Below are 25,380 nucleotides of genomic sequence, written 5' to 3' on the forward strand. Positions count from 1 at the left end.
TCGGGAGACGAGACGGTCGATGAAGACCATAGCTCATTGTTACCTATACTCACAATGAACATGGTCCTGATATTGTTCCCGCATGAGCACCTCCGACCGTCCGAGCAGCCCTGAGCGGCCGAGCGGGACCGACACCGACGGCCTCCTCGCCGAGCAGCTGCTGCGGCTCACCCGGCGCCTGCACCGCATCCAGAAGCGCCACCTGGAGCCGGTCGGCATCACGCCCGCGCAGTCCCGGCTCCTGCGCACGGTCGCGCACTTCGGGGAGCCGCCCCGGATGGCCGACCTCGCGGCCCGCCTGGAGGTCGTCCCGAGGGCCGTGACCAGTCTCGTCGACGGCCTGGAAGCGGGCGACCGGGTGCGCCGGGTGCCCGACCCGAGCAACCGCCGGGTGGTGCGGATCGAGCTCACCGACGCGGGACGCGCCACGCTGCGCGAGCTGCGCAGCGCGCGCCGGGCCGCCGCAGAGGACATCCTTGCTCCATTGACCGTCGAACAGCGCGAGGTGCTCGAGGGTCTGCTGTCCGCCCTGGTCGACCCCGGCCCGGAGCGCGGCTGCTGACCCGTCGGGTGCGGGGACGCGCCGAATGGGGAGTCGTGACATGCCGCTGTTTGAGCCCGACCCGCAGGCCCTCCGTCCCGGCACGAAGCGGACCCCCGCCCCGGACCGCGTGCCGGAGCTCCAGGCCCGGGGCACGCCGCGGCGGCTGCGCGAGGAGCTCACCGAGCTCCTCGGGCCCGGGAAGGTCCTGTCGAAGGTCTCCGACCTGGTGCGCTACGCCTCGGACGCGAGCCCGTACCGCTTCGTCCCGCAGGTCGTCGTGGTCGCCGAGGACATCGACGACGTCTCCGCCGTCCTGTCGTACGCCCACGGCAAGGGCCGCGAGGTGGTCTTCCGGGCCGCCGGGACCAGTCTGAACGGGCAGGCGCAGGGCGAGGACATCCTCGTGGACGTGCGCCGCCACTGGGCGGGCGTCGAGGTCCTGGACGGCGGCGCCCGGGCCCGGATCCGGCCCGGCACCACCGTGGTGCGGGCCAATGCCGCGCTCGCCCCGCACGGGCGGGTCCTGGGACCCGATCCGGCCAGCGCGGTCGCCTGCACGATCGGCGGGGTCGTCGCCAACAACGCCTCGGGCATGACGGCCGGCACCACCCGGAACTCGTACCGCACCCTCGCCTCCCTCACCGTCGTGCTGCCGAGCGGGACCGTGGTCGACACGGCGGACCCGGACGCCGACGAGGAGCTCGCGCGCGCCGAGCCGAGGCTGTGCGCGGAGCTGATGGCGCTGAAGGCGGAGATCGAGGCGGACGCCGAGCTGACGGCCCGGATCCGCGCCAAGCACGCCATCAAGAACACCAACGGCTACCGGCTCGACGCCTTCCTCGACGGCGACACCCCGGTGCGGATCCTGCGCGGCCTGATGGTCGGCTCCGAGGGCACCTTCGGCTTCATCTCCGAGGTCGTCTTCGACACCCTGCCGCTGGACCGCGAGGTGTCCACGGCCCTGCTCTTCTTCCCCTCGCTGCCGGCCGCCGCCGCGGCCGTGCCCCTGTTCAACGAGGCCGGGGCGCTCGCCGTCGAGCTGATGGACGGCAACACGCTGCGGGCCTCGGTGCGGGTGTCGGGCGTGCCCGCCGACTGGGCGGAGCTGCCGAAGGAGACGGCGGCGCTCCTGGTCGAGTTCCGGGCCCCGGACGCACCGGCCCTGGAGGCGTACGAGCGGGCGGCGCGGGCCGTGCTCGACGGTCTCGACCTGGTCGCCCCGGTGGCCTCCGTGGAGAACGCCTTCACCCGCGACCCGAGGCGGATCTCCGGCTACTGGAAGGCCCGCAGGGCCTTCGTGACGGCGGTCGGCGGCTCCCGCCCCTCCGGTACGACCCTGATCACCGAGGACTTCGCGGTGCCGCCGGACCGGCTCGCGGAGGCCTGCGCCTCGCTGCTCGACCTCCAGGCCCGGCACGGCTTCGACGCGGCCGTGGCCGGCCACGCGGCCCACGGCAACCTCCACTTCCTGCTCGCCTTCGACGCGGCCGACCCCTCCGACGTCGAGCGGTACGCGGCCTTCATGGACGAGTTCTGCAAGCTGACCGTGGAGCGCTTCGACGGCTCGCTGAAGGCGGAGCACGCCACCGGCCGCAACATCGCGCCCTTCCTCGAGCTGGAGTGGGGGGCGAAGGCGACCGAGCTGATGTGGCGGGTCAAGGAGGCCATCGACCCGGCCGGTGTGCTCGCCCCGCGGATCGTCCTGGACCGCGACCCGCAGGCCCATCTGCGCGGTCTGAAGACGATCCCGACCGTGGAGCGGATCGCCGACCCCTGCATCGAGTGCGGCTTCTGCGAACCGACCTGCCCCAGCCACGACCTGACGACCACTCCGCGCCAGCGGATCGTGCTGCGCCGGGAGATGATGCGCCAGCCCGACGGCTCCCCCGTCGAGGCCCGGCTCCTGGAGTCGTACGGCTACGACGCCGTCGACACCTGCGCCGGCGACTCCACCTGCAAGCTGGCCTGCCCGGTCGGGATCGACACGGGGGCGCTGATGAAGGAGTTCCGGCACGAGCGGCACTCGGCGCGCGAGGAGCGACTCGCCGCCCTGGCCGCGAGGAACTTCCGCGCCGTGGAGGCCTCCGCGCGGCTCGCGGTCGCCGCCGCGGACCGGATCGGCGACCGGGTCCTGGGCTCGGTGACGGGCCTCGCCCGCCGGGCCGTCCGCCCCGACCTCGTACCGGAGTGGCTGCCCGAGCTCCCGGCCGCGGCGGCCCGGCGGCTGCCCCGCACCCACCGCCCGGCGGCGACCGCCGTCTACTACCCGGCCTGCGTGAACCGCATCTTCGGCAACCCGGACGGCGAGCGCGGTCCCTCGCTCCCGGAGGCCGTCGTCGCCGTGTCCGCGCGGGCCGGGCGGCCGGTGTGGATCCCCGACGACGTGGCCGGAACGTGCTGCGCGACGATCTGGCACTCCAAGGGGTACGAGCGGGGCAACGAGGTGATGGCGAACCGGATCGTCGAGGCCGCCTGGGGCTGGACGGCCGGCGGGAAGCTGCCGCTCGTGGTGGACGCCTCCTCCTGCACCCTCGGGATCGCCCACGAGGTGGTGCCGTACCTGACGGAGGACAACCGGGAGCTGCACGCCGAACTGACCGTGGTGGACTCGCTGGTGTGGGCGGCGGACGAGCTGCTCCCCCGGCTCGACGTGCGGCGCCGCGTCGCCTCGGCCGTGGTCCATCCGACCTGCTCGATGCGGCACCTGGGAGACGAGGAGAAGCTCACCGCGCTCGCCGAGGCCTGCGCGGAGGAGGTCGTCGTCCCCGCCGACGCGGGCTGCTGCGCCTTCGCGGGCGACCGGGGGATGCTGCATCCGGAGCTGACGGCCTCGGCGACGGCCCGCGAGGCGGCCGAGGTCACGGCCCGGCCGTTCGACGTCCACCTCTCGGCCAACCGGATGTGCGAGATCGGGATGGACCGGGCGACGGGCCGGAGCTACGGCTCGGTGCTGCTCGCGCTGGAGCGCGCGACCCGCCCCTGACCGTCCGTCAGCCGGTCTCTTCCCCGGCGGGCAGGGCCCCTCACCCCGAGCGGTGAGGGGCCCTTCGTATGTTCGAGTGATCATCGGCGGCCGGTGCGGCTCGGCGGCGGAACCGGAACAGTATGGTCCAACCACCCGTCGCGAGAAGGGAGGTTCCATGGACGACCAGACGCCCCGCACCCCGAGCCGCCGCAAGGTCCTCAGGACCACTGCGGGAGCCGCCGGAACGGGCCTCGGCATCGGCGCCCTGAGCGGCCGGACCGCACGGGCCGCCACCGAATCCGTCCCCTCGGCCCCGCCGGGATCCGCCGCCGTGCCGAAGCGCCGCGGCGCCACCATGGCCGGGGTCCCGTTCGAGGGCCGTTCCACCGTACGGATCGGCATCGTCGGGCTCGGCAACCGCGGCGCGAGCATGATCGGCAACTTCCTCGCCCTCCCCTGGGTCCGGGTGGTCGCCGTCTGCGACCCGGTGCGCGAGAAGGCCGAGCGGGCCGCCTCGACCGTCGTCGCCGCCGGACAGCCCGCCCCCGCCCTGTACACCCACGGCGAGGAGGACTACGAGAACCTCTGCACCCGCACGGACCTCGACTTCGTCTACGTGGCGACGCCCTGGGAGACGCACTTCGCGATCGCCAGGGCGGCGATGCTGGGCGGCAAGCACGTCGGCGTGGAGTGTCCGGTCGCGATGGAGCTCGCCGACCTGTGGGAGCTCGTCGACCTGTCGGAGCAGACCCGCCGCCACTGCATGCAGCTGGAGAACTGCTGCTACGGGCGGAACGAGATGCGGGTGCTGCGGATGGCGCACGCGGGCAGGTTCGGGGAGCTGCTGCACGGCGCGGGGGCGTACAACCACGACCTGCGCGGTCTGATGTTCTCGCCGACGTACTACGAGGGGCCGTGGCGCCGTCTCTGGCACACGCGGCGGCGCGGGGACCTCTACCCGAACCACGGCTTCGGTCCGGTCGCGAACTACATGGACGTCAACCGGGGCGACCGGGTGCTGAGCATCAGCAGCTTCGGCACCCCGGCGCTCGGTCTCGCCGAGTACCGCGCGGCGAACATGCCGCCCGGCGACCCGAGCTGGAAGGAGACGTACATCGAGAGCGACCGGACGATCAGCATGGTCAAGACGGCCAAGGGCCGGCTGATCCGCCTGGAGCACGACGTCTCCACCCCGCACCCGTACAGCAGGATCAACAGCCTCGGCGGTACGCGGGGGGTCTTCGAGGACTACCCGGCCCGGATCTACCTGGAGCCGGACCACAAGGACGACGTGTGGGGCGACTTCTCGGCGTACGCGGCCGAGTTCGACCACTGGCTGTGGAAGGAGCACGCCAATCCGCCGGGCGGCCACGGCGGCATGGACTACCTCATGGTCTTCCGCCTGATGCAGTGCCTCCAGCTGGGCCTTCCGCCGGACTTCGACGTGTACGACGCCGCCACCTGGACGGCTCCGGTGCCGCTCAGCCACGCCTCGATCAAGGCGAACGGGGCGCCGCAGGAGATCCCCGACTTCACGCGCGGCGAGTGGCAGAAGGCCCGCGCGGGCGTGGACTCGGCGAAGCCGGCCTGACGGGGCCGCGGATGCCCGGCCCCTCCTCGCGAGGGGCCGGGCACCGTCGTGTTCAGCAGCGCCGGAGGTCCTCGGTGACCGTGCCCTGGACGGTCGTCAGGCTCCGGTCGTAGCAGCCGGCGGAGCCGTACAGGCGGTAGCGCTCGGTGCCGGTGCCGACCGCGTGCCGCTGGTCGCGCGGGACGCCGAGGGTGAAGGAGGCGTCGCCGGTGTACGTGTCGTCGAGGCGCGACCAGGACAGCCGCTTGTCTCCCCGGACGACGTCGACGGCGGCGCGGTCGCCGACGGTGAGGACGGTCCGCAGCCGGTTCGCGGCGTCGACACTGATCTCGCCGTCCATGGTGTACGTGTGCCGGGTGCGGGTCGCGGTCCGGCCGACGGTCACGGTCTCGTCGTCGGTCCAGCGGGCGGTGAGCGCGTCCGGGTTCTCGTCGGCGCCCCAGCGGTGCGTGGAGCGGTGGTCGACGGTACGGGTGACGGTCGTGGCGACCCGGCCGTGCGAGGTGTTCAGGTGCCCGGCGACGGTGAGCGTGTCGCCGCCGGTGGTCTCCAGGACGTCGGGCGAACCGGCCGTGTACACGGCGGAGTTGCGCGGGGTGCCGAGCTCGTGCCGGTCCAGGCCGCCGGTGACGACCTCGCTGCCCTCGTCCTGCCAGAGGAGCACGTTGGTGGGAATGCTCCAGCCGGACTGCCCGGCGGGGACGCCGGCGACGGAGACCTCGACGCGGTGGGCCGCGCCGTCGTTGAACAGGGCCGCGAAGGGCGTCAGGTCGTAGGTGATCGGCTGCACGTCGAAGGCGCGCGGCGCGGGTGTCACGTACCAGAGGAAGGGGTTGGACCAGCCGCCGGTCCACACGTGCGGGAAGGGGGCCGCGATGCCGGCGAGCTTCCCGTCGACGGAGATCCGCACCTCCCGGTAGGGCCCGTCGGCGGCCTTGCAGGAGTAGGGGGCGGCGTCGGGGACGGTGAGGTACCAGAACTCCTCGCAGCCTCCGCCGGATCCGGTGGCGTACACCTCGGCGAGGACGCGTTCGGTGTTGCGCGGGGTGGTGAGGGTGGCGCCGGTGAGCGGGACGACCCGGTCGGGGGTGCCGGCGGCGGGCTTCACGCGGCCCTCGGCGGTGTGGAAGGTGAGGGTGACGCGGACGTCGATGACACCGGTGTACGTCTCGTTCACGACGTTGCCGATGAGCATCTCGACGGGCTGCGGGCGGCTGAGGGTGTCGCGGTAGCGGGTGACGTCCTTCTCCACGGACCAGCTGATGCCGTCGGGAGAGGGCTCGGGGGTGGAGGTGCGGAGGATCTCGACGCCGCCGAGGGTCAGGTAGCCGAGTCGGTCGTACTGGCGGCCCTTGACCTGTCCGTCGAGGCGCAGGACGACCTTGTTCCAGCCCTTGCCCGTGCCGCACTCCTTCGGCGGGGTGTAGCTCCCCCGGTACGGGGTGAAGTCGCGGAACTGCGCGGCGGCGAGGGTGACCTCGCAGCTGCGTGTGCCGGGGGTGTCGACGGGCGGGGCGGCGGTGACCGGGTCGTGCCAGTCGGTGGTGAACTCGGCGGGCGGCGTCGGGCCGTTCGGACCGTCGGCGGCGGCCGGGTGGGCGGTGAACAGCGCGCCGGCGGCGAGCACCAGACCGCCGATCACGCTCGTGATCTTGAGTGATCTCATGGGGCGGAAGTGAAGCGCGGTCGTCCGGCGCGGTCCAGAGGACGATGAGCGGACATGGCGCGATCTGTTCCCTCGCTGCGGAAAATCGATTGCCGCTCCCGGGCGGAAACGCGAACCTTGCGCGGTTTCCACCCCGCCGTCGCACACCGCCGTGGCACACCATCGGCGCGCGATCCTCCAGAACCGACCCGGAGATCCTGGGCAGCCATGCAGATTCGAGATCTTCCCTACGCCGACCCGGGGGTCCCCGATGTCCGCTCGGGCACCCGGTTCCTCCTCTGGCTCGGCCGACAACAGCTCGGCGGGCAGGTGAAATGCCTGCTCTGGGGGCTGCTGCACCATCTGGGCATCGCCGGTCTGCCGCTCGGCGTCGGTCTCGCCGTCCAGGCAGTCGTGGACCGCGACGGCGGACGGCTCGCGCTCGCCGGGGTGCTGCTCCTGGCCCTCGGGGCGGCGATCGCGGCCGGTGACGTCATGCTCCACCGCACCGCCGTCACCAACTGGATCACCGCCGCCGCCCGTGTGCAGCAGCTCCTCTCCCGCAAGACCGCCGAACTGGGCTCCGTCCTGACCCGGCGGGTCGCCGCCGGAGAAGTCGTCGCCGTGTCGACCGGTGACGTCGAGCGGATCGGCTGGTTCGTCGAGGCGCTGTCCCGGTTCGCCGCGGCCGCCGTCACCCTGGTCGTCATCTGCGTCGGCCTCGTCGTCTACCAGCCGGCCCTGGGTGTCGTGGTCGCCGCCGGCATCCCCGTCCTCGCCCTCGCCGTGCTGCCGCTGCTCCCCCACGCGGCCCGCCGGGCGGACGTCCAGCGCGAGAAAGCCGGCAAGGCCACCGAGCTGGCCTCCGACACGGTCGCCGGACTCCGGGTGCTGCGCGGCATCGGCGGCGAGGAGCTCTTCCTCGGCCGCTACCGCGCCGCCTCCCAGGAGGTCCGCCGGGCGGCCGTGCACAGTGCGCGGATGTGGGCGCTGATCGCCGCGATCCAGGTCGTGCTGCCGGGCCTGCTGCTCATCGCCGTGGTGGCGTACGGGACGAAGCTCGCGCTCGACGGCCGGATCGAGGTCGGCGAGCTGGTCACCGTCTACAGCGCGGTGGCCCTCACCCATCACGCGCTGCGGAACTTCGAGGAGATCGCCCAGGCCTTCTCCTTCTCGCGGCCGTCCGCGAAGCGGGCCGCCCGGGTCCTCTCCCTGACCCGCACGACGACCACGGTCCCGAAGCCCCGGGAGGTCGAGGCCGGCGGCGACCTGTACGACCCGCTGACCGGGCTGCGCGCCCCCGCCGGGCTGTTCACGGCCGTCGTCTGCGGCGATCCGGACGTGGCCGGGCGGCTCGCGGACCGGCTCGGCGGCCACCCGACGGAGCCGGACGCCGACCACACCTCGGTGCTGCTCGGCGGGGTGCCGCTCGACGAACTGCCGCTGGAGGACGCCCGTACCGTCGTCCTCGTCCAGGACAAGGAGCCGGTGCTGCTCTCGGGCACCCTCCGCGAGCTGCTCGACGTTCCCACGTCGGGCAAGGTCCGGGCCGAGCATGCGCTCGCCGCCGCCCAGTGCGACGACGTCCTCGACGCGCTCGCGCAGGCCTCCGTCGCCACCGGCGGCGATCCGATGCTCACCCGCATCACCGAGCGGGGCCGCTCGCTCTCCGGCGGCCAGCGCCAGCGGCTCGCCCTGGCCCGGTCCCTGTTCGCCGACCCGGAGGTGCTCGTCCTCGACGAGCCGACCTCGGCGGTCGACGCGCACACCGAGGCAGCCGTCGCCACCTGGATCGCGGAGCTGCGGAGGACCAGGACCACGGTGGTGCTCACCTCCTCGCCGCTGGTCCTGGACCGCGCCCACTGCGTCGTGCTGGTCCACGAGGGCCAGGCGGTCGCCGTCGGCAGCCACCGCGGGCTGCTCGCCACGGAGCCGCGCTACCGCGCGGTCGTCACCCGCGAGACCGACGAGGAACTCGCCACCGCCGACGGCCGCGCCGTCGAACTCGACGCACTGGAAGGGGAATCGGCATGATCGGCCTGGCGCCGCCGGAGTACGACCCGGCGGCCCCGAAGACGGCGACGACGCTGCCCGTCGCCGGGACCGCCACCGTCCGCGGCTATGTCCGTGAGCTGCTGCGCCGGCACCGCCGGGCGTTCGCGCTGCTCATCGGGGTGAACGCGGTCGCCGTGACCGCCTCGATGGCCGGCCCGTACCTGCTCGGTTCGGTGGTGGACGGCCTCGCGGACGGGGCCCGTGACCTCCATCTGGAGCGTACGGTCGCACTGTTCGCGGTCGCGCTGCTCGTCCAGACGGTGTTCACGCGGCTGGTCCGGCTGCGCGGGGCGATGCTCGGCGAGGAGATGCTCGCGGATCTGCGCGAGGACTTCCTCGTCCGCGCGGTCGGCCTGCCGCCGGGCGTGCTCGAACGGGCCGGGGCGGGCGACCTGCTCTCCCGGATCACCACGGACGTCGACCGGCTCGCGAACGCCATGCGCGAGGCCGTGCCCCAGCTGGTCATCGGCGTCGTCTGGGCGGGGCTGCTGCTCGGCGGCCTCATGGTGACCGCGCCGCCGCTCGCGCTCGCCGCGCTGCTCGCCGCGCCGCTGCTGATCGTGGGCTGCCGGTGGTACTTCAGGCGGGCGCCGTCCGCGTACCGCGCGGAGTCCGCGGGGTACGCGGCGGTGGCCGGCGCGCTCGCCGAGACCGTCGACGCGGGCCGCACGGTCGAGGCGCACCGCCTCGGCGCGCGGCGGATCGCGCTGTCGGACCGGCGGATCTCGGAGTGGGTGGCGTGGGAGCGGTACACGCTCTTCCTGCGCTCGGTTCTCTTCCCCGTCATCAACCTCACCCATACGACGGTGCTGTGCGCGGTCCTGCTGCTCGGCGGGGTGTTCGTGTTCCAAGGATGGATCGACGTGGGACAGCTGACGACGGGGGCGCTGCTCGCGCAGATGCTGGTGGACCCGATCGGGATCGTGCTGCGCTGGTACGACGAGCTCCAGGTCGCGCAGGTGTCGCTGGCCCGGCTCGTCGGCGTCCGGGAGATCGAGCCGGACGCGGGCGACCGGGAGGTGCGGCCCGAGGGCCGGGCGGTGGAGGCGGACGAGGTCCGGTTCGGCTACCGCGAGGGCGTCGACGTGCTGCACGAGGTGTCCCTGAAGGTGGCGCCCGGCACCCGGCTCGCCCTGGTCGGCCCGTCGGGCGCGGGCAAGTCCACCCTGGGCCGGCTGCTGGCGGGGATCTACGCCCCGAGGACCGGTTCGGTCACCCTCGGGGCCGCCGAGCTGGCCCGGATGCCCGCCGAGCGGGTCCGCGAGCACGTGGCCCTGGTCAACCAGGAGCACCACGTCTTCGTGGGCTCCCTCCGCGACAATCTGCTCCTGGCCAGGACCGGGGCCGCCGACACCGACCTGTGGGCGGCGCTCGCGGCGGTGGACGCGGAGGGCTGGGCCCGGGCCCTCGACGAGGGCCTCGACACCGAGGTCGGCTCGGGCGGCCGGTCGCTGACCCCGGCGCAGGCCCAGCAGGTCGCGCTCGCCCGGCTCGTCCTGGCGGGCCCGCACACCCTGGTCCTGGACGAGGCGACCTCGCTGCTCGACCCGCGCGCGGCCCGGCACCTGGAGCGCTCGCTCGGCCGGGTCCTGGAGGGCCGTACGGTCGTGGCCATCGCGCACCGGCTGCACACCGCGCACGACGCCGACCTGATCGCGGTGGTCGAGGCGGGCCGGATCAGCGAGCTCGGCAGCCACGAGGAGCTGGTCGCGGCGGACGGGGCGTACGCGGCGCTGTGGCGGTCCTGGCACGGCTGAACCAGAGCGTCGAACCGGACCGTCGCACGACAGACCGAACCCGGGCCGGCCGTCGTACGGCGAACCGGACCCGGGCCGGACCGTCGCACGACACACCGAACCGGACCCGGGCCGGGCCGTGCGTCGAGCACGGCCCGGGCGGCGCCGGTCAGTAGCCGATCGTGAAGCGGCGCTGGACGAAGCGGGGCAGTTCCGCCTCGTCGACGAGGGCCACGGCCGCGTCCTCCGCCGAGATGCGGCTGCGGCCCTCGGCGTCCCGGACCGGCTGGTCCTCGCCGATGCGGAAGCGGCCGGTGCGCTCGCCGGGCGCGATGTCCTCGGCGGGGCTGAAGTAGGTCCACCGGCGGTTCGAGGTGCGCAGCACGTTCAGCGCGTCCCGGTGGCCCCGTACCGCTGCCGCGTACTCGCGGGGCAGGCCCACCGCGTCGAGGGTCTCGTGCAGTTGCTCCTCCGTGTCGGCGAGGACCACACCGGGCTCGACCTCCAGGCTGCCCGCGCCGCCGATGACGATCAGCCGGGTCCTGGGGTGGCTCTCCAGGGCCTTGAGCAGGGCCCGTGCGGCGGTGGCGTACACGCCGGCGTCGGCGATGGAGCGGCGGACGGTGTCCGCGAGGTCCAGAGACGCGTTCCCGGGCTGGAAGGCGCTGACGAGGACGTCGAGTCCGGGCAGGACGGCGGCGACGGCCTCCGCGTCGAGGACGTCGAGGCTCGCCCACGTGATGCGGGAGCGGGTCTCCCCGGCGGCCACCTCCGTCGCGTCGCGGCTGAAGGCCCTGACGAGGTGCCCCCGTTCCAGCGCCTCCGCGACGACGCGACTGCCGATGGTGCCGGTGGCTCCGATGACTCCGATGTGCATGGCTCTCCCCTGTGATCACATCTGACGTGACGGCGTGCGAAAACTATACGCCGTGAAGTTCACGGCGTGCAGTTTCCATACGCCCGCCAAGGAAGCGATAGGGTGGCCCGATGAGCGGGACGACGGAGACACGGACGGGAACGGCCCCGGCCGTACGGGGACGGCGTGAGCGGCTACGGGCCGAGACCACGGCCGAGATCAAGGGCACGGCCCTGCGCCTGATGGCCGGGGGCGGCCCCGACGCCATCACCCTGCGGGCCATCGCCCGCGAGATGGGCATGACGGCCAACGCGATCTACGGCTACTTCGCCACCCGCGACGACCTGGTCACCACGCTCATCGACGACGTGTACTCGGCGCTCGCCGACTCCGTGGAGTCGGCCTGGGCCGCCGCCCGCGCCGAGGATCCCGCCGCCCGGATCCTGGCCTGGGCCCGCGCCTTCCGCACCTGGGCCCTGACGAACCCCGAGGGCTTCCGCCTCGTCTACGGCGATCCCGTGCCCGGCTACCGGGCCCCCGAGGCGGGCCCCGCCCCGGACGCGGCCCGTCGGGTGTGCACCGGGCTCGCCGGGCTCGCCGCGGCGGCCTGGCCGTACGCCGAACTCCTCTACCGGGACAGCGCGTTCACCTGGTCCGACTTCGACGCCGGGCTCCTCGACAAGGTGCGCCCGGCCTTCCCCGACCTGCCGCCCGCCGGTGTCGCGCTCGCCCTGCGCCTCTGGGGGCACCTGCACGGGCTCGTGGCCCTGGAGGTGTACGGGCACCTCGGCCGCCAGACGGCGAGCCCGGACAAGCTCTTCGAGGAGGAGTTGGGGCGCCTCGTGCGGACGCTGGGCGTCCCCCTCGACCAGAGGACGGCAGCTGACGGCGGCTAGAAGAAGCCCAGCGCCGAGGCTCCGCCCACCCCGCCCAGGACCATGAAGGCGGGCATCAGGACCTTGAGCTCGACCCAGCTGCCGGCCCGGAAGCGCATGCCCTTGGGCGGGCCGAGCGGGTACCAGCGCTTGCGGCCGACGGGGATGGGCCACAGGATCGGGCAGCCGGAGACGGTCAGGGCGTCGCCGATGTCGTGCACGAGCGCGCCGAGGACGATGGGCAGGCCCAGCCACAGGTACTCCTGGCCCGGCTCGGTGAAGAGCCAGCCGGCGCCGTTGCCGGGCTGGTCGAGGACGCCCGCCAGGATCCAGGCGCCGGCGGCGCCGAGCAGCCAGACCAGGACGTCGCTGGAGACCCGGGCGGCCCGCCACAGCAGGCCTTCCACGGCGAGCACCAGGTGCACGAAGAGGATCGCGAGGACGGCCCAGCGGCCGCCGGTGACGGCCGCGACGGAGGCCCCGGCGCCGATCAGGACCGCCCAGAGCCAGGTGTGGGTGAGGGTCCGGTGTCCGCCGGACCTGCGGGGGTCGGAGGAGGAGCGGGTGGCCTTGTAGACGGCGTACGACAGCTTGTCGACGATCTCGCAGAGGCCCCGGGAGACCGGCCCGAAGGCGCGGGAGATGGTCGCCGACTTGTGGTCGAGGTCGGGCGCGAGGGCGGCACCCGCGCAGATGAGCGCGCCGGCGACGAGAACCGGCCAGGGCATCGGGTGGTCGAAGGCGGCCGCGGCCGCTCCGACACCCAGCCAGGCCGCCGCTCCGGACAGCGAGTGCGCCGGTCCCATCATGGTTGACCCGCCCCGTTTCTCCCCTGCCGGCGCCCAGTTGACGGCCGGTCGACGGACGAGCCTATCGTCCGTGATCAAGACCGATGATGGCCGGTTCCCTCATCCGAGCGGAATGCGGGCAAGATGGGGGCGTGACCCTTATCGATCAGCTGCCGCCGACCGCCGACCCCGACGCCCTCTTCGAGGCCTTCTCCTCCTGGGCCGAGGACCGGGGCATCACGCTCTACCCGGCCCAGGAAGAGGCGCTGATCGAGGTCGTCTCCGGGGCCAACGTGATCTTGTCCACCCCCACCGGATCGGGAAAGTCGCTGGTCGCGGCGGGTGCGCACTTCACCGCGCTCGCCAATGACCAGGTGACCTTCTACACCGCGCCGATCAAGGCGCTGGTGTCGGAGAAGTTCTTCGACCTGTGCAAGCTCTTCGGCACGGAGAACGTCGGCATGCTGACCGGCGACGCCTCCGTGAACGCGGACGCCCCGGTGATCTGCTGCACGGCGGAGGTGCTCGCCTCGATCGCGCTGCGCGACGGCAAGTACGCCGACATCGGCCAGGTCGTCATGGACGAGTTCCACTTCTACGCCGAGCAGGACCGCGGCTGGGCGTGGCAGATCCCGCTCCTGGAACTCCCCCAGGCGCAGTTCGTCCTCATGTCGGCGACGCTCGGCGACGTGTCGATGTTCGAGAAGGACCTGACCCGGCGGACCGGACGCCCGACCTCGGTGGTCCGCTCGGCGACCCGGCCGGTGCCGCTGTCGTACGAGTACCGGCTCACGCCCATCACGGACACCCTGACCGAGCTCCTGGAGACCAAGCAGGCGCCCGTCTACATCGTGCACTTCACGCAGGCGCAGGCCGTCGAGCGCGCGCAGTCGCTGATGAGCATCAACATGTGCACGCGCGAGGAGAAGGACCAGATCGCCGAGCTCATCGGCAACTTCCGCTTCACCACCAAGTTCGGCCAGAACCTCTCGCGGTACGTGCGCCACGGCATCGGCGTGCACCACGCGGGCATGCTGCCGAAGTACCGGCGGCTCGTGGAGAAGCTCGCGCAGGCGGGCCTCCTGAAGGTGATCTGTGGGACGGACACCCTCGGCGTCGGCGTGAACGTGCCGATCCGCACGGTGCTCTTCACGGCCCTCACCAAGTACGACGGCAACCGGGTGCGGACCCTGCGCGCCCGTGAGTTCCACCAGATCGCGGGCCGCGCCGGCCGGGCCGGCTTCGACACCGCCGGTTTCGTGGTGGCGCAGGCCCCCGAGCACGTCATCGAGAACGAGAAGGCGCTCGCGAAGGCCGGCGACGATCCGAAGAAGCGCCGCAAGGTGGTCCGCAAGAAGGCCCCCGAGGGCTTCGTCGCCTGGAGCGAATCGACCTTCGAGAAGCTGATCGAGGCCGAGCCGGAGCCGCTGACCTCCCGCTTCAAGGTCACCAACATCATGCTGCTGTCGGTGATCGCCCGTCCGGGCAACGCCTTCGAGGCGATGCGCAAGCTCCTGGAGGACAACCACGAGCCGCGCAAGGCGCAGCTGCGGCACATCCGCCGGGCCATCGCGATCTACCGTTCGCTGCTCGACGGCGGTGTGGTGGAGCAGCTGGACGAGCCGGACGCCGAGGGCCGCACGATCCGCCTGACGGTCGACCTCCAGCAGGACTTCGCGCTCAACCAGCCGCTGTCGACGTTCGCGCTCGCCGCCTTCGACCTGCTCGACCCGGAGTCCCCTTCGTACGCGCTCGACATGGTCTCGGTCGTCGAGTCGACCCTCGACGACCCGCGCCAGATCCTCGCCGCCATGCAGAACAAGGCGCGCGGGGAGGCCGTCGGGCGGATGAAGGCGGACGGCGTCGAGTACGAGGAGCGGATGGAGCGGCTCCAGGAGATCTCGTACCCGAAGCCGCTGGAGGAGCTGCTCTGGCACGCGTACAACGTGTACCGGAAGTCGCACCCGTGGGTCGGCGACCACCCGGTGTCGCCGAAGTCGGTCATCCGTGACATGTACGAACGGGCCCTGACGTTCACGGAGTTCACCTCCTGGTACGAGCTGGCGCGGACCGAGGGCATCGTCCTGCGGTACCTGGCGAGCGCGTACAAGGCGCTCGACCACACCATCCCGGACGACCTGAAGACCGAGGACCTGGAGGACCTGATCGCCTGGCTGGGCGAGATGGTGCGCCAGGTGGACTCCTCGCTGCTCGACGAGTGGGAGCAGCTGGCCAACCCGGAGGTCCAGACGGCCGAGGAGGCGCAGGAGAAGGCCGACCAGGTCAAGCCGGTCACGGCGAACGCCCGCGCCTTCCGGGTCCTGGTGCGCAACGCGATGTTCCGCCGGGTGGAGCTGGCCGCCCTCGACAACGTCGACGCGCTCGGCGAGCTGGACGCGGAGTCCGGCTGGGACGCGGACGCGTGGGGCGAGGCGATGGACGCGTACTGGGACGAGTACGACGACCTGGGTACGGGCCCGGACGCGCGCGGCCCGAAGCTGCTCTCGATCGAGGAGGACGCGGCGCACGGCCTGTGGCGCGTCCGGCAGACCTTCGCCGACCCGAACGGCGACCATGACTGGGGCATCAGCGCGGAGGTGGATCTCGCGGCCTCCGACGAGGAGGGCCGGGCCGTGGTCCGTGTGACGTCCGTCGGACAGCTGTAGGAGGAGAACCGGATGACGAACCCCGCCGAGAGGCTCGTGGACCTGCTCGACCTGGAGCAGATCGAGGTGAACATCTTCCGCGGGCGCAGCCCGCAGGAGTCGCTGCAGCGGGTCTTCGGCGGGCAGGTCGCCGGGCAGGCCCTGGTGGCGGCCGGCCGCACCACGGAGGGCGACCGGCCGGTGCACTCGCTGCACGCCTACTTCCTGCGCCCCGGCCGGCCCGGGGTGCCGATCGTGTACCAGGTGGAGCGGGTGCGCGACGGCCGCTCGTTCACGACGCGCCGGGTCACGGCGATCCAGGAGGGGCGGACGATCTTCAATCTGACGGCCTCCTTCCACAGGCCGGAGGAGGGCGCCTTCGAGCACCAGCTGCCGCCTCGGCACCTGACGGACCCGGAGACCCTGCCGAACCTGGCGGACGAGATCCGGGAACACCTGGGCGCGCTGCCGGAGGCCCTGGAGCGGATGGCCCGCCGGCAGCCCTTCGACATCCGGTACGTGGACCGGCTGCGCTGGACGCAGGAGGAGGTCAAGGACGCGGACCCGCGCTCCGCGGTGTGGATGCGGGCCGTCGGCCCGCTGGGCGACGACCCGCTGGTCCACACGTGCGCGCTGACGTACGCCTCGGACATGACGCTCCTGGACGCGGTCCGCATCCCCGTCGAACCCCTCTGGGGCCCGCGGGGCTTCGACATGGCCTCCCTGGACCACGCGATGTGGTTCCACCGGCCGTTCCGGGCGGACGAGTGGTTCCTGTACGACCAGGAGTCCCCCATCGCGACGGGCGGCCGGGGCCTGGCCCGCGGCCGCATCTACGACCGCGAGGGCAGGCTGTTGGTGTCGGTGGTCCAGGAGGGCCTGTTCAGAAAGCTCTGACCCCCGGCCCGGGTCACTCGGATCACTCGAACTCGGTGCCGCCCTTGCGGGTCAGATAGGCCGGGCTGACGGCCTTGGCGATGGCCCGGCCGCCGGTGACCGGGCTGTACCGCTCGGTCGCGGACCGGATGACGACGCCCTCCCGCAGGTGCGTCTCCCGTCCGGAAACGGTCTCGCGGCCGCTCGCGTGCGCGAGGACGGTGTCGAGGTCGTACGGCCCGGAGTACAGCCGCGGTACGAGCGCCACCTCACCGGCCTCGAGCACGGCCTCCGGGTCGAACCACCGGACGTGTCCGTCGATCTCGGCGGACACGTCGAACAGCGCGTACCCGACGGTCTCGGAGCGGGCGTCGGCGCCGTAGGCGAGGTCCTGCACCCCGGAGCCGTACACCTCGCCGAAGAGCCCCACCCGGCGGGCGCCGAGGCGCTCGGCGAGCCGCTCGGCGACACCGGCGAGCCCGTGCCCGTGGACGGCGCGCCAGTACAGGTTGCGCGGATCCTCCTGGAGGGCGAGGCCCTTCGCCCCGAACCCCTTGGAGGAGACCTGGACGCGGCCCTCCTCGGCGTGGAAGGTCAGCAGGCAGGCGGTGCCGTGGAGCTTCTCCGTGAGGACGACGGGCTCGCCGGGCTCGAAGACGTCGGGATAGCGCTGCAGGTTCTCGATGTCGACCCAGGGCAGCAGATCGGGCGCGACCTCGACGTCCCCGTTCATCGTCGGCGGTATCGGCGGCACCCACTTGGTGATCCCCAGCACCTCCGCGAAGTCGACCCCGTCGGCGGCCGCCCGCGCCAGATCGGTACCGGCGAGCGCGCCGGGCCTGCACACGATCCCCTGCGACAACTCCCCACGCAGCCGCACCGCCTTCACCCGGTCCGAGTTCCCCCCGGCGAGCCGCCCGGTGAGCCCCAGCTCCTCGACGAGCGGGAGGGGCAGCACGGCCTGCTCGGGGATGTAGACGGCGACATCACCCGTCTCGTAGACCCCCTTGGCGACGACGGCCCGGTAGAGCCCGACCTGGGCGAGCTCCAGGGCGTCGGCGTCGGGATGCGGATGGACGGTGAGGACTTCGGCGGTGACGCGCAGGGTGGACATGGTTCAGGACTCCGGTTGCTCGGGTTTCGGTCTCATCGCGGCCCACTGTGGCCGACCCGAATTCCCCTGGGCGATCGATTTGCCCACCTGGTAGCGTCGCCGGGCTCGGGACCTACTGCTCGTCGTCGAGGCCCGGCAGCGTGTCCTGTTCCACCTCGTGGCGGCGGGTGCGGATGTCCGGGGCCGGGGGGTGGAGTTTGGCGTCGCAGGTGGGGCCCAGGCCCGTGCGGCGGGAGTCGGCGCCGGTCAGGGGGCGGCCGCAGAGGCGGCAGTGGACGCGGCGCGGTCCTGGCTCCGGTGTGGAATCGATCGCGATTGCCAGTGGTTCGTCTCCCATGCTGAGATCAAACCCTATTCCGACGAGGAGCAGCACATGAGCCTGTACGACATCCCCCTGAAGACCCTGACCGGCGAGCCGGTCTCCCTTGCCGACTACCGGGACCGGGCCGTCCTGGTCGTGAACGTCGCCTCCAAGTGCGGGCTCACCCCGCAGTACGCGGGTCTGGAGCGGCTGCAGAAGGAGTACGGGGAGCGCGGCTTCACGGTGCTCGGCGTGCCCTGCAACCAGTTCGCCGGGCAGGAGCCGGGCAGCGCCGAGGAGATCGCGACCTTCTGTTCCGCGACGTACGGGGTGTCCTTCCCGCTCCTGGAGAAGACGGACGTGAACGGTGACGGGCGCCACCCGCTCTATTCCGAGCTGGTGAAGGTCGCCGACGCCGAGGGCGAGGCCGGTGACGTGCAGTGGAACTTCGAGAAGTTCCTGATCGGCCGTGACGGCGCGGTCACCCGTTTCCGTCCGCGTACCGAGCCGGAGGCCCCCGAGGTCGTGGCGGCGATCGAGGCACAGCTTGTCTGACCTGGGGGTCGTCGAACGGCTGCGGGCCGCCGGGTGCGTCTTCGCCGAAGAAGAGGCGGAGATGATCCTCGCGGCCGCCGCCGGGCCCGCCGAGCTCGACCTCATGGTCGAGCGGCGGGCCTCCGGTCTGCCCCTGGAGCACGTCGTGGGCTGGGCCGAGTTCGCCGGGCTGCGGATCGAGGTCGACGGCGGGGTCTTCGTGCCCCGGCGGCGTACGGAGTTCCTCGTCGGCCAGGCGGTGGGGCTGGCCCGGCCGGGCGCCGTCTGCGTCGACCTGTGCTGCGGCTCCGGCGCGGCGGGCGCGGTGCTGCTCGCCGGGGTCGAGGGCGTGGAGGTGCACGCCTCGGACATCGAGCCGGCGGCGGTGCGCTGCGCCCGGCGGAACGTCGAGCCGCGCGGCGGCCGGGTGTACGAGGGGGACCTCTTCGCGCCGCTGCCGCGGGAGCTGCGGGGCCGGGTCGAGGTGCTGGTCGCCAACGTGCCGTACGTACCGACCGAGGAGATAGGGCTGCTGCCGCCCGAGGCCCGCGACCACGAGCCGCACGTCACGCTCGACGGCGGCGCGGACGGGCTCGACGTCATGCGGCGGGTCGCCGCCGAGGCGCCGGAGTGGCTGGCGCCGGGCGGGCACCTGCTGGTGGAGACGAGCGAGCGGCAGGCGGAGACGGCGCTCGCGGTGATGTCCGCGGCCGGTCTGACGCCGCGCGTCGTCACCTCCGAGGAGTGGTGGGCGACGGTCGTCGTCGCGACCGGGCCGTAGGCGAGGACGAGGAGCGGCCCCGTGTCGGCCGCTCCCCGTCCGGTCGGCCTACGCCGTCCTCGGCACCAGGCGGCAGCGGACCGGGCCCGCCACCTGGAGGGTGATCGCGGAGCCGACGGGCACCTCGGTGTCGACGGCCTCGAAGCCGTACCCCTGGAGGATCATCGCCAGGGCGATCACCGACTCCAGCATCGAGAAGTGCTGGCCTATGCAGGCGCGCGGGCCGCCGCCGAAGGGGAACCAGGCGTACCGCGGGCGGGCCGCCTCCGCCTCGGGCGTGAAGCGGTCCGGGTCGAAGCGCTCCGCGTCCTCCCAGTAGGCGGGGTGCCGGTGGGTGACCCAGGAGGCGACGACGACGTCCGCGCCCGCCGGGATGGTCACGCCGTCGATCACGGTGGTGGCGACGGCGCGGCGGCCGATGACCGGGGCGGCCGGGAAGAGCCGCATGGTCTCCTTGAGGACCTGGGTGACGTAGGGCAGCGCGTCGAGGTCGGCGGCGCCGGGGGTACGGCCGCCGAGGACCCGGTCGACCTCCTCGTGGGCCCGCTTCAGGACCTCCGGGTGCTTGGCGAGCAGGTGGAGGGCGAAGCCGAGGGAGGTGGCGGTGGTCTCGTGTCCGGCGAGCAGGAAGACGAGGACCTGTTCGCGCAGCTCGGTGGCGTCGAAGCTGCCGTCCTCGGCGCTCTCGGCCTCGACGAGGAGGGTGAGGAGGTCGTCGCCCTCGGCGGAGGCCCGGCCGGAGGCGCGCCGCTCGGCGATGATCCGGTCGCAGACCTCGTACAGCGCCCGGTGGACGGCGGCGGCCTTGCGGTTGCCGGGCGTGGGCCAGTCGCGGGGCACCCTGAGCGGGGCGTACCCGCGGCTCAGCACGTAGGCGCCGAGCTCGGGGAAGCTGCGCTCGACGATCTCGACGGCCGCGTCGACGTCCGTGCCGAAGAGGATGCGGGCGACGGCGCGCAGGGCGAAGCGGGTCATCTCGTGGTGGACGTCCACGGTTTCGTCGCCGCCGTCCTGCCACTCGCCGAGGAGGGTGGTGACCTCGGCGGCGACGGCCTCGGCGTAGCCGTCGACGCGGCGCTTGGTGAAGAGGGGCTGGACGAGCCGGCGCTGGCGGAGGTAGTCCTCGTCCTGGCTGGTGAGCAGGCCGTTGCCGAAGGACTCGCGGATCTCCTGGTAGAAGGTGTTGTCCTTGCGGAAGTTCGCCGACTCCCCGGCGAGGACCTGCTGGGCGCCCTCGGCGGAGAAGACGGCGTAGATGGTGGAGCGGATCCCGGGCGGTCCTGCGGTGATCTTCACGACGTCGCCGTGGTCGCGCCGGGCGCGCAGGAAGGTGCCCAGCGCGTCGTTCTTGAGGTCGAACATGGAGCCGAGGAGCGGAAGTCCCGCGAGTTCGGGCGCCTCGGTCCGGGTGGTGGTCATGATCGGTTCCCCCTTGATCGTCACCGGCCTGGTGATTCTTCCCCAGGAAGTAACGCACAGGCGAGCGGGGGTCGAACACCCGCCCATATCCGGCCTGTTGGCTCGAATCGCCCGGCGGCCCCGTCGTTGTCAGTGGCGTCTGCGAGGCTCGTTCCCATGGAGCGACCCGAGCTGACGCTGCAACTGACCATCGACTGTGCCGACCCCCAGCGCCTGGTGCCCTTCTGGCTGGACGCCCTGCGGTACGTCCCCGATCCGCCGCCCGCCGGGCACGCCACCTGGCGGGCGTACTGGGAGGCGATCGGCGTGCCGGAGGACGAGCTGGGCGAGGACGCCGGGGAGCTCCCGGAGTCCATCGTCGACCCGAAGGGCGTGGGGCCCCGCGTCTGGTTCCAGCACGTCCCGGAGCCGAAGACCGTCAAGAACCGCGTCCACCTCGACCTCAGGGTCGGCGGCGGCCGCGAGGTCCCCCTCGCCGTCCGGCGCGAGCGCGTGGACGGCGAGGTGGCCCGGCTGACGGCGCTCGGCGCGACCGTCCTCTACGCGATGGACGAGCCGAACGGCATGGACTACTACGCGGTGGTCCTCCAGGACCCGGAGGGCAACGAGTTCTGCCTGGTGTGAGCGCCGGCGGCTACTTCGCGAGCGCGCGGCTGATCACCATGCGCTGGATCTCGCTCGTGCCCTCGAAGATGGTGTAGATGGCGGCGTCGCGGTGCATGCGCTCCACCGGGTACTCGCGGGTGTAGCCGTTGCCGCCGAGGATCTGGATGGCCTGGGCGGTGACCTTCTTGGCGACCTCGCTCGCGTACAGCTTGGACATGGAGCCCTCGGCCGCCGTGAAGGGCTTGCCGGCGGTGGCCATCCAGGAGGCGCGCCAGACGAGGAGGCGGGCGGCGTCGATCTGGGTGGCCATGTCGGCGAGCTGGAAGGCGACGCCCTGGTTCTCGATGATCGGGCGGCCGAACTGGACGCGGGTCTTCGCGTAGTCGAGGGCGACCTCGTACGCGGCGCGGGCGGTGCCGACGGCCATGGCGCCGACGGCCGGGCGGGAGGCCTCGAAGGTGGCCATGGCGGCGTTCTTCACGCGCTCGCCGCCCGCCCTGGCCTTCTCGCGGGCGCGGGCGAGGCGCTCGTCCAGCTTGTCCTTGCCGCCGAGGAGGCAGTGGCCGGGAACGCGGACGTCCTCCAGGACGACCTCGGCGGTGTGGGAGGCGCGGATGCCGTGCTTCTGGAACTTCTGGCCCTGGGAGAGGCCGGGGGTGTTCGGCGGCACGATGAAGGAGGCGTGGCCCTTGGAGCCGAGCTCGGCGTCGACGACGGCGACGACGACGTGGACGTTGGCGATGCCGCCGTTGGTCGCCCAGGTCTTGGTGCCGTTGAGGACCCACTCGTCCTTGGCCTCGTCGTACACGGCGCGGGTGCGCATGGAGGCGACGTCGGAGCCGGCGTCGGGCTCGGAGGAGCAGAAGGCGGCGACCTTGACGTCGTTCGCGTCGCCGTACATCTGCGGGACCCAGGTGCCGATCTGCTCCTCGGTGCCGTTGGCGAGGACGCCGACGGCGGCGAGGCCGGTGCCGACGATGGAGAGGGCGATGCCGGCATCGCCCCAGAACAGCTCCTCCATCGCCATCGGGATGCCGAGGCCGGTCGGGTCGAAGAACTGCTGGGCGTAGAAGTCGAGGGAGTAGATGCCGATCTTGGCCGCTTCCTGGATGATCGGCCAGGGGGTCTCCTCACGCTCGTCCCATTCGGCGGCCGCGGGGCGCATCACATCGGCGGCGAAGCCGTGGAGCCAGTCGCGGACCTGCTTCTGGTCCTCGTTGAGTTCGAGCGTGAACTCGCCCATGTTCCCTCCCAGCATGACGTTACTTGCGGTAACAGCAGTCTGTTACCGGCGGGTAGGAGCTGTCAACCAGCGGTGGAGCGGTTCGGCCCGACCGGCACCGGGTCCCGGCCGGGTGTTACGTTGCGACAGCCTCACGAATCGCACGGGCGGGGAGACACGCACATGGACATCGCAGACCGGACCACCGACCAGCAGACGCCCGCCGAGCAGCGGCGCCGCGAACTGCTGGAGGCGGCGGACCGGGTGGTGCTCCGGGACGGCCCCCAGGCGTCCATGAACGCGATCGCGGCCGAGGCGGGCATCACCAAGCCGATCCTCTACCGCCACTTCGGCGACAAGGGCGGGCTCTACCGCGCCCTCGCCACCCGGCACACCGACGCGCTCCTCGCCTCGCTCCGGGCCTCGCTCGACGCGCCCGCGGACCGGCGCCGCCGCGTCGAGTCCACCCTCGACACCTACCTGGCGTCCATCGAGGCGATGCCCCAGGTCTACCGCTTCCTCATGCACCCGGCGGAGGAGCCGCACCAGGCCGAGCAGGGCTTCGACGTCGGCCGCCACTCGGCCCCGCTGCTCCGGCGCATGGGCGAGGAGCTCGGCCAGGTCATCGCCGAGCGCGTCGACCTGGGACCGGCCGCCGAGGCCCAGGCCCGGATCTGGGGGCACGGCATCGTCGGCATGATGCACGCGGCCGGCGACTGGTGGCTCGGCGAGCGCCCCTGCTCCCGGGCGGAGCTGGTCAAGAGCCTGGCGGACCTGCTGTGGGGCCGGCTGGCGGAGGCCGACGACCTCCCGGGCGGTCCGGGGTTCTGACGGACTCGGCCAGGCCTCCCGTACGAACCCGGCCACATCCCCGTACGAACCCGGTCAGGCCTCCAGCACGGACGCCCCGCTCCCCCACGGCTGCTTGCGGATCGTGCGCAGCAGACGTGACTTGCGCCACCCCGTGACGCGGTCCGCGTAGACCCCGCCCTCCAGGTGGTCCGTCTCGTGCTGGAGGCAGCGGGCGAAGAAACCCGTCCCCTCGACCCGTATCGGAGTGCCGTCGAGGCGGACGCCCTCCACCACCGCGCGGTCGAATCGGGGCGTCGGCGCCTCCAGGCCCGGCAGGGAGAGGCAGCCCTCGGGGCCCCGGATCACGTCGCCGTCCGCCTCCACCAGGCGCGGGTTCACCACATGGCCCAGGTGGCGGTTCTCCTCGTCGTCGGGGCAGTCGTACACGAAGACCCGCAGGCCCGTGCCGACCTGGTTCGCCGCCAGGCCCACGCCGTGCGCCGCGTACATCGTGGCGAACATGTCCTCGACGAGCCGGGCCAGTTGGGGTCCGAAGTCGGTGACGGGCGCGCAGGGGGTGTGCAGCACGGGGTCGCCGAGGAGGGTCATCGCTCGGACGAGGCCGGAACTGCCGGGGATGGGGCGGTTTCGCATGGCCGTAAGGGTACGGTCCACTGTGACCTCCCTGTTTCGTGCGGCCGCTCGGCGGTGCCGCTGTTCGGGCTGCTGGCCGGATCTCGATAGGCTGAGCCCGGACCGACGCAAGGAGGAACAAGAACGATGTCAGGACACCCCGGTAATCCAGAGCCGCTGTCGCCGCGCGCCAAGCTGGCCGTGACGGCGGGCAAGGCCGCGGCCGCGGTGTCGCGTGCGGCGGGGCGCGGCAGCGGATCGGTGATCGGCGGCCGGGTGGCGCTGAAGCTCGACCCCGACCTGCTCGGTCGGCTCGCGCAGCATCTGGACGTCGTCCTGGTGTCGGCGACCAACGGCAAGACCACCACGACCCGGCTGATCGCGGAGGCCCTGCGCGCCGCCGGTCCCGTGGTCTCCAACGCCCTCGGCGCCAACATGCCCGCCGGCATCACCTCGGCGCTGGCCGGCGGCACGGACTCCAAGTTCGGTGTGATCGAGGTCGACGAGAAGTACCTCGCCGGCGTCGCCCGGGACACCACGCCCAAGGCGATCGCGCTGCTCAACCTCTCCCGCGACCAGCTGGACCGCGCGGCCGAGACCCGGATGCTCGCCGAGAAGTGGCGCGAGGGCCTCAACGGCACCAAGGCCGTGGTCATCGCCAACGCCGACGACCCTCTCATCGTGTGGGCCGCCTCCTCCTCCCCGAACGTGGTGTGGGTCGCCGCCGGCCAGGAGTGGAAGGACGACGCCTGGTCGTGCCCCGCCTGCGGCGGTGTGATGCAGCGTCCGGGCGACGACTGGTTCTGCGGCGAGTGCGGCTTCCGCCGTCCCGCGCCGAGCTGGGCGCTCAGCGGCGACCACGTGCTCGACCCGCACGGTTCGGCCTGGCCGATCCGCCTCCAGCTGCCCGGCCGCGCCAACAAGGCGAACGCCGCCACCTCCGCCGCGGTCGCCGCGGTCTTCGGGGTGCCGCCGCAGGTGGCCCTGGAGCGCATGTACCAGGTGCAGGCCGTCGCCGGACGCTATGACGTGGTCTCCTTCCAGAACCGCGACCTGCGTCTGCTCCTCGCGAAGAACCCGGCCGGCTGGCTCGAAACGTTTTCCCTCATCGACGGGCCGCCCGCCCCGGTGATCCTCTCCGTCAACGCGCGCGGCGCCGACGGCACGGACACCTCCTGGCTGTGGGACGTGGACTACGGCCGGCTCGCCGGCCACCCGATCATGGTGATCGGCGACCGGAAGCTGGACCTCGCGGTCCGCCTGGAGGTCGCGGGCGTGGACTTCCGCGTCTGCGAGACCCTCGACGAGGCCGTCGCGATGGCCCCGCCCGGGCAGATCGAGCTGATCGCCAACTACACCGCCTTCCAGGACGTCCGCCGCCGCGTCGGCAACTGACCCGTAG

General features: G+C 72.7%; 21 protein-coding genes. 13 read left to right on the top strand and 8 right to left on the bottom strand.

Annotated elements, in window-relative coordinates; all coding sequences use genetic code 11:
- Positions 1-82 precede the first annotated feature (82 nt).
- The 3 genes from SVTN_RS05410 to SVTN_RS05420 all read left to right on the top strand — a co-directional run bounded on the left by SVTN_RS05410 (position 83) and on the right by SVTN_RS05420 (position 5,100).
- Positions 83-562, top strand: coding sequence for a MarR family winged helix-turn-helix transcriptional regulator (locus SVTN_RS05410; RefSeq protein WP_041128018.1), 480 nt, complete (start codon positions 83-85; stop codon positions 560-562).
- Positions 563-602: 40 nt separating this feature from the next.
- Positions 603-3,527: an FAD-binding and (Fe-S)-binding domain-containing protein gene (locus tag SVTN_RS05415; protein WP_041128019.1), complete on the top strand. Its 2,925-nt coding sequence runs from the start codon at positions 603-605 to the stop codon at positions 3,525-3,527.
- Positions 3,528-3,684: 157 nt separating this feature from the next.
- Positions 3,685-5,100 carry a Gfo/Idh/MocA family protein gene (locus SVTN_RS05420; protein WP_041128020.1) on the top strand — a complete coding sequence of 472 codons (1,416 nt, stop codon included), beginning with the start codon at positions 3,685-3,687 and terminating at the stop codon, positions 5,098-5,100.
- 52 nt (positions 5,101-5,152) lie between these two features.
- On the opposite strand, the gene SVTN_RS05425 is transcribed toward SVTN_RS05420, so the two are convergent.
- The gene (locus SVTN_RS05425; protein WP_041128021.1) at positions 5,153-6,766 is read right to left on the bottom strand and encodes a peptide-N4-asparagine amidase; all 1,614 of its coding nucleotides are present in this window, start codon (positions 6,764-6,766) and stop codon (positions 5,153-5,155) included.
- 207 nt (positions 6,767-6,973) lie between these two features.
- Here SVTN_RS05425 and SVTN_RS05430 point away from each other — a divergent pair, with 207 nt between their 5' ends.
- Complete coding sequence (locus tag SVTN_RS05430) at positions 6,974-8,779, top strand: ABC transporter transmembrane domain-containing protein (RefSeq protein WP_041128022.1); 1,806 nt, start codon at positions 6,974-6,976, stop codon at positions 8,777-8,779.
- Positions 8,776-10,557, top strand: coding sequence for an ABC transporter ATP-binding protein (locus tag SVTN_RS05435; protein ID WP_041128023.1), 1,782 nt, complete (start codon positions 8,776-8,778; stop codon positions 10,555-10,557). Before SVTN_RS05430 ends, SVTN_RS05435 begins: the two co-directional genes overlap by 4 nt.
- A 148-nt stretch (positions 10,558-10,705) precedes the next feature.
- On the opposite strand, the gene SVTN_RS05440 is transcribed toward SVTN_RS05435, so the two are convergent.
- Positions 10,706-11,413 carry an NAD(P)-dependent oxidoreductase gene (locus SVTN_RS05440; RefSeq protein ID WP_041128024.1) on the bottom strand — a complete coding sequence of 236 codons (708 nt, stop codon included), beginning with the start codon at positions 11,411-11,413 and terminating at the stop codon, positions 10,706-10,708.
- Between the two features lie 110 nt (positions 11,414-11,523).
- On the opposite strand from SVTN_RS05440, the gene SVTN_RS05445 reads away from it, so the two are divergent.
- Entirely contained in the window at positions 11,524-12,288 is a 765-nt protein-coding gene (locus SVTN_RS05445; RefSeq protein ID WP_052498994.1) for a TetR/AcrR family transcriptional regulator, read from the top strand.
- Here the strand turns inward: SVTN_RS05445 and SVTN_RS05450 are convergent.
- Complete coding sequence (locus SVTN_RS05450; RefSeq protein ID WP_041128025.1) at positions 12,285-13,076, bottom strand: metal-dependent hydrolase; 792 nt, start codon at positions 13,074-13,076, stop codon at positions 12,285-12,287. The two genes, SVTN_RS05445 and SVTN_RS05450, sit on opposite strands and share 4 nt — an antisense overlap.
- An 83-nt stretch (positions 13,077-13,159) precedes the next feature.
- On the opposite strand from SVTN_RS05450, the gene SVTN_RS05455 reads away from it, so the two are divergent.
- Complete coding sequence (locus tag SVTN_RS05455) at positions 13,160-15,721, top strand: DEAD/DEAH box helicase (protein WP_078908218.1); 2,562 nt, start codon at positions 13,160-13,162, stop codon at positions 15,719-15,721.
- A 12-nt stretch (positions 15,722-15,733) separates the two neighbouring features.
- Positions 15,734-16,597 carry an acyl-CoA thioesterase gene (locus SVTN_RS05460; protein ID WP_041128027.1) on the top strand — a complete coding sequence of 288 codons (864 nt, stop codon included), beginning with the start codon at positions 15,734-15,736 and terminating at the stop codon, positions 16,595-16,597.
- A gap of 22 nt (positions 16,598-16,619) precedes the next feature.
- On the opposite strand, the gene SVTN_RS05465 is transcribed toward SVTN_RS05460, so the two are convergent.
- Together SVTN_RS05465 and SVTN_RS05470 are read right to left on the bottom strand one after the other, a co-directional pair.
- A complete protein-coding gene (locus SVTN_RS05465) occupies positions 16,620-17,690 on the bottom strand; it encodes an RNA ligase (ATP) (protein WP_041128028.1) in 1,071 nt (356 codons plus the stop codon).
- Between the two features lie 112 nt (positions 17,691-17,802).
- Positions 17,803-18,027 (bottom strand): DUF6011 domain-containing protein, encoded by a 225-nt coding sequence (locus SVTN_RS05470; RefSeq protein ID WP_041128029.1) that lies wholly within the window; start codon positions 18,025-18,027, stop codon positions 17,803-17,805.
- A 36-nt stretch (positions 18,028-18,063) separates the two neighbouring features.
- Here SVTN_RS05470 and SVTN_RS05475 point away from each other — a divergent pair, with 36 nt between their 5' ends.
- Both SVTN_RS05475 and SVTN_RS05480 read left to right on the top strand, forming a co-directional pair.
- Positions 18,064-18,546, top strand: coding sequence for a glutathione peroxidase (locus SVTN_RS05475; RefSeq protein ID WP_041128030.1), 483 nt, complete (start codon positions 18,064-18,066; stop codon positions 18,544-18,546).
- Positions 18,539-19,306, top strand: coding sequence for a putative protein N(5)-glutamine methyltransferase (locus tag SVTN_RS05480; protein WP_041128031.1), 768 nt, complete (start codon positions 18,539-18,541; stop codon positions 19,304-19,306). The genes SVTN_RS05475 and SVTN_RS05480 overlap by 8 nt, the downstream gene beginning before the upstream one ends.
- A gap of 48 nt (positions 19,307-19,354) precedes the next feature.
- Here the strand turns inward: SVTN_RS05480 and SVTN_RS05485 are convergent, their stop codons facing one another.
- Complete coding sequence (locus SVTN_RS05485) at positions 19,355-20,725, bottom strand: cytochrome P450 (RefSeq protein WP_041133625.1); 1,371 nt, start codon at positions 20,723-20,725, stop codon at positions 19,355-19,357.
- 156 nt (positions 20,726-20,881) lie between these two features.
- Here SVTN_RS05485 and SVTN_RS05490 point away from each other — a divergent pair, with 156 nt between their 5' ends.
- Entirely contained in the window at positions 20,882-21,349 is a 468-nt protein-coding gene (locus SVTN_RS05490) for a VOC family protein (RefSeq protein WP_041128032.1), read from the top strand.
- A 10-nt stretch (positions 21,350-21,359) separates the two neighbouring features.
- Here SVTN_RS05490 and SVTN_RS05495 read toward each other — a convergent pair whose 3' ends face one another.
- Positions 21,360-22,574 carry an acyl-CoA dehydrogenase family protein gene (locus SVTN_RS05495; protein WP_041128033.1) on the bottom strand — a complete coding sequence of 405 codons (1,215 nt, stop codon included), beginning with the start codon at positions 22,572-22,574 and terminating at the stop codon, positions 21,360-21,362.
- 162 nt (positions 22,575-22,736) lie between these two features.
- Between SVTN_RS05495 and SVTN_RS05500 the strand changes: the two genes are divergently transcribed.
- Complete coding sequence (locus SVTN_RS05500; RefSeq protein WP_041128034.1) at positions 22,737-23,384, top strand: TetR/AcrR family transcriptional regulator; 648 nt, start codon at positions 22,737-22,739, stop codon at positions 23,382-23,384.
- Positions 23,385-23,438: 54 nt separating this feature from the next.
- On the opposite strand, the gene def is transcribed toward SVTN_RS05500, so the two are convergent.
- On the bottom strand, positions 23,439-23,999 hold the full coding sequence (gene def, locus SVTN_RS05505) for a peptide deformylase (protein ID WP_041128035.1): 561 nt from the start codon (positions 23,997-23,999) through the stop codon (positions 23,439-23,441).
- Between the two features lie 126 nt (positions 24,000-24,125).
- Between def and SVTN_RS05510 the strand changes: the two genes are divergently transcribed.
- Positions 24,126-25,373: a Mur ligase family protein gene (locus tag SVTN_RS05510; protein WP_041128036.1), complete on the top strand. Its 1,248-nt coding sequence runs from the start codon at positions 24,126-24,128 to the stop codon at positions 25,371-25,373.
- The last annotated feature ends 7 nt before the right edge of the window (positions 25,374-25,380 follow it).

This window comes from Streptomyces vietnamensis (assembly GCF_000830005.1).
Lineage (GTDB): Bacteria > Actinomycetota > Actinomycetes > Streptomycetales > Streptomycetaceae > Streptomyces > Streptomyces vietnamensis.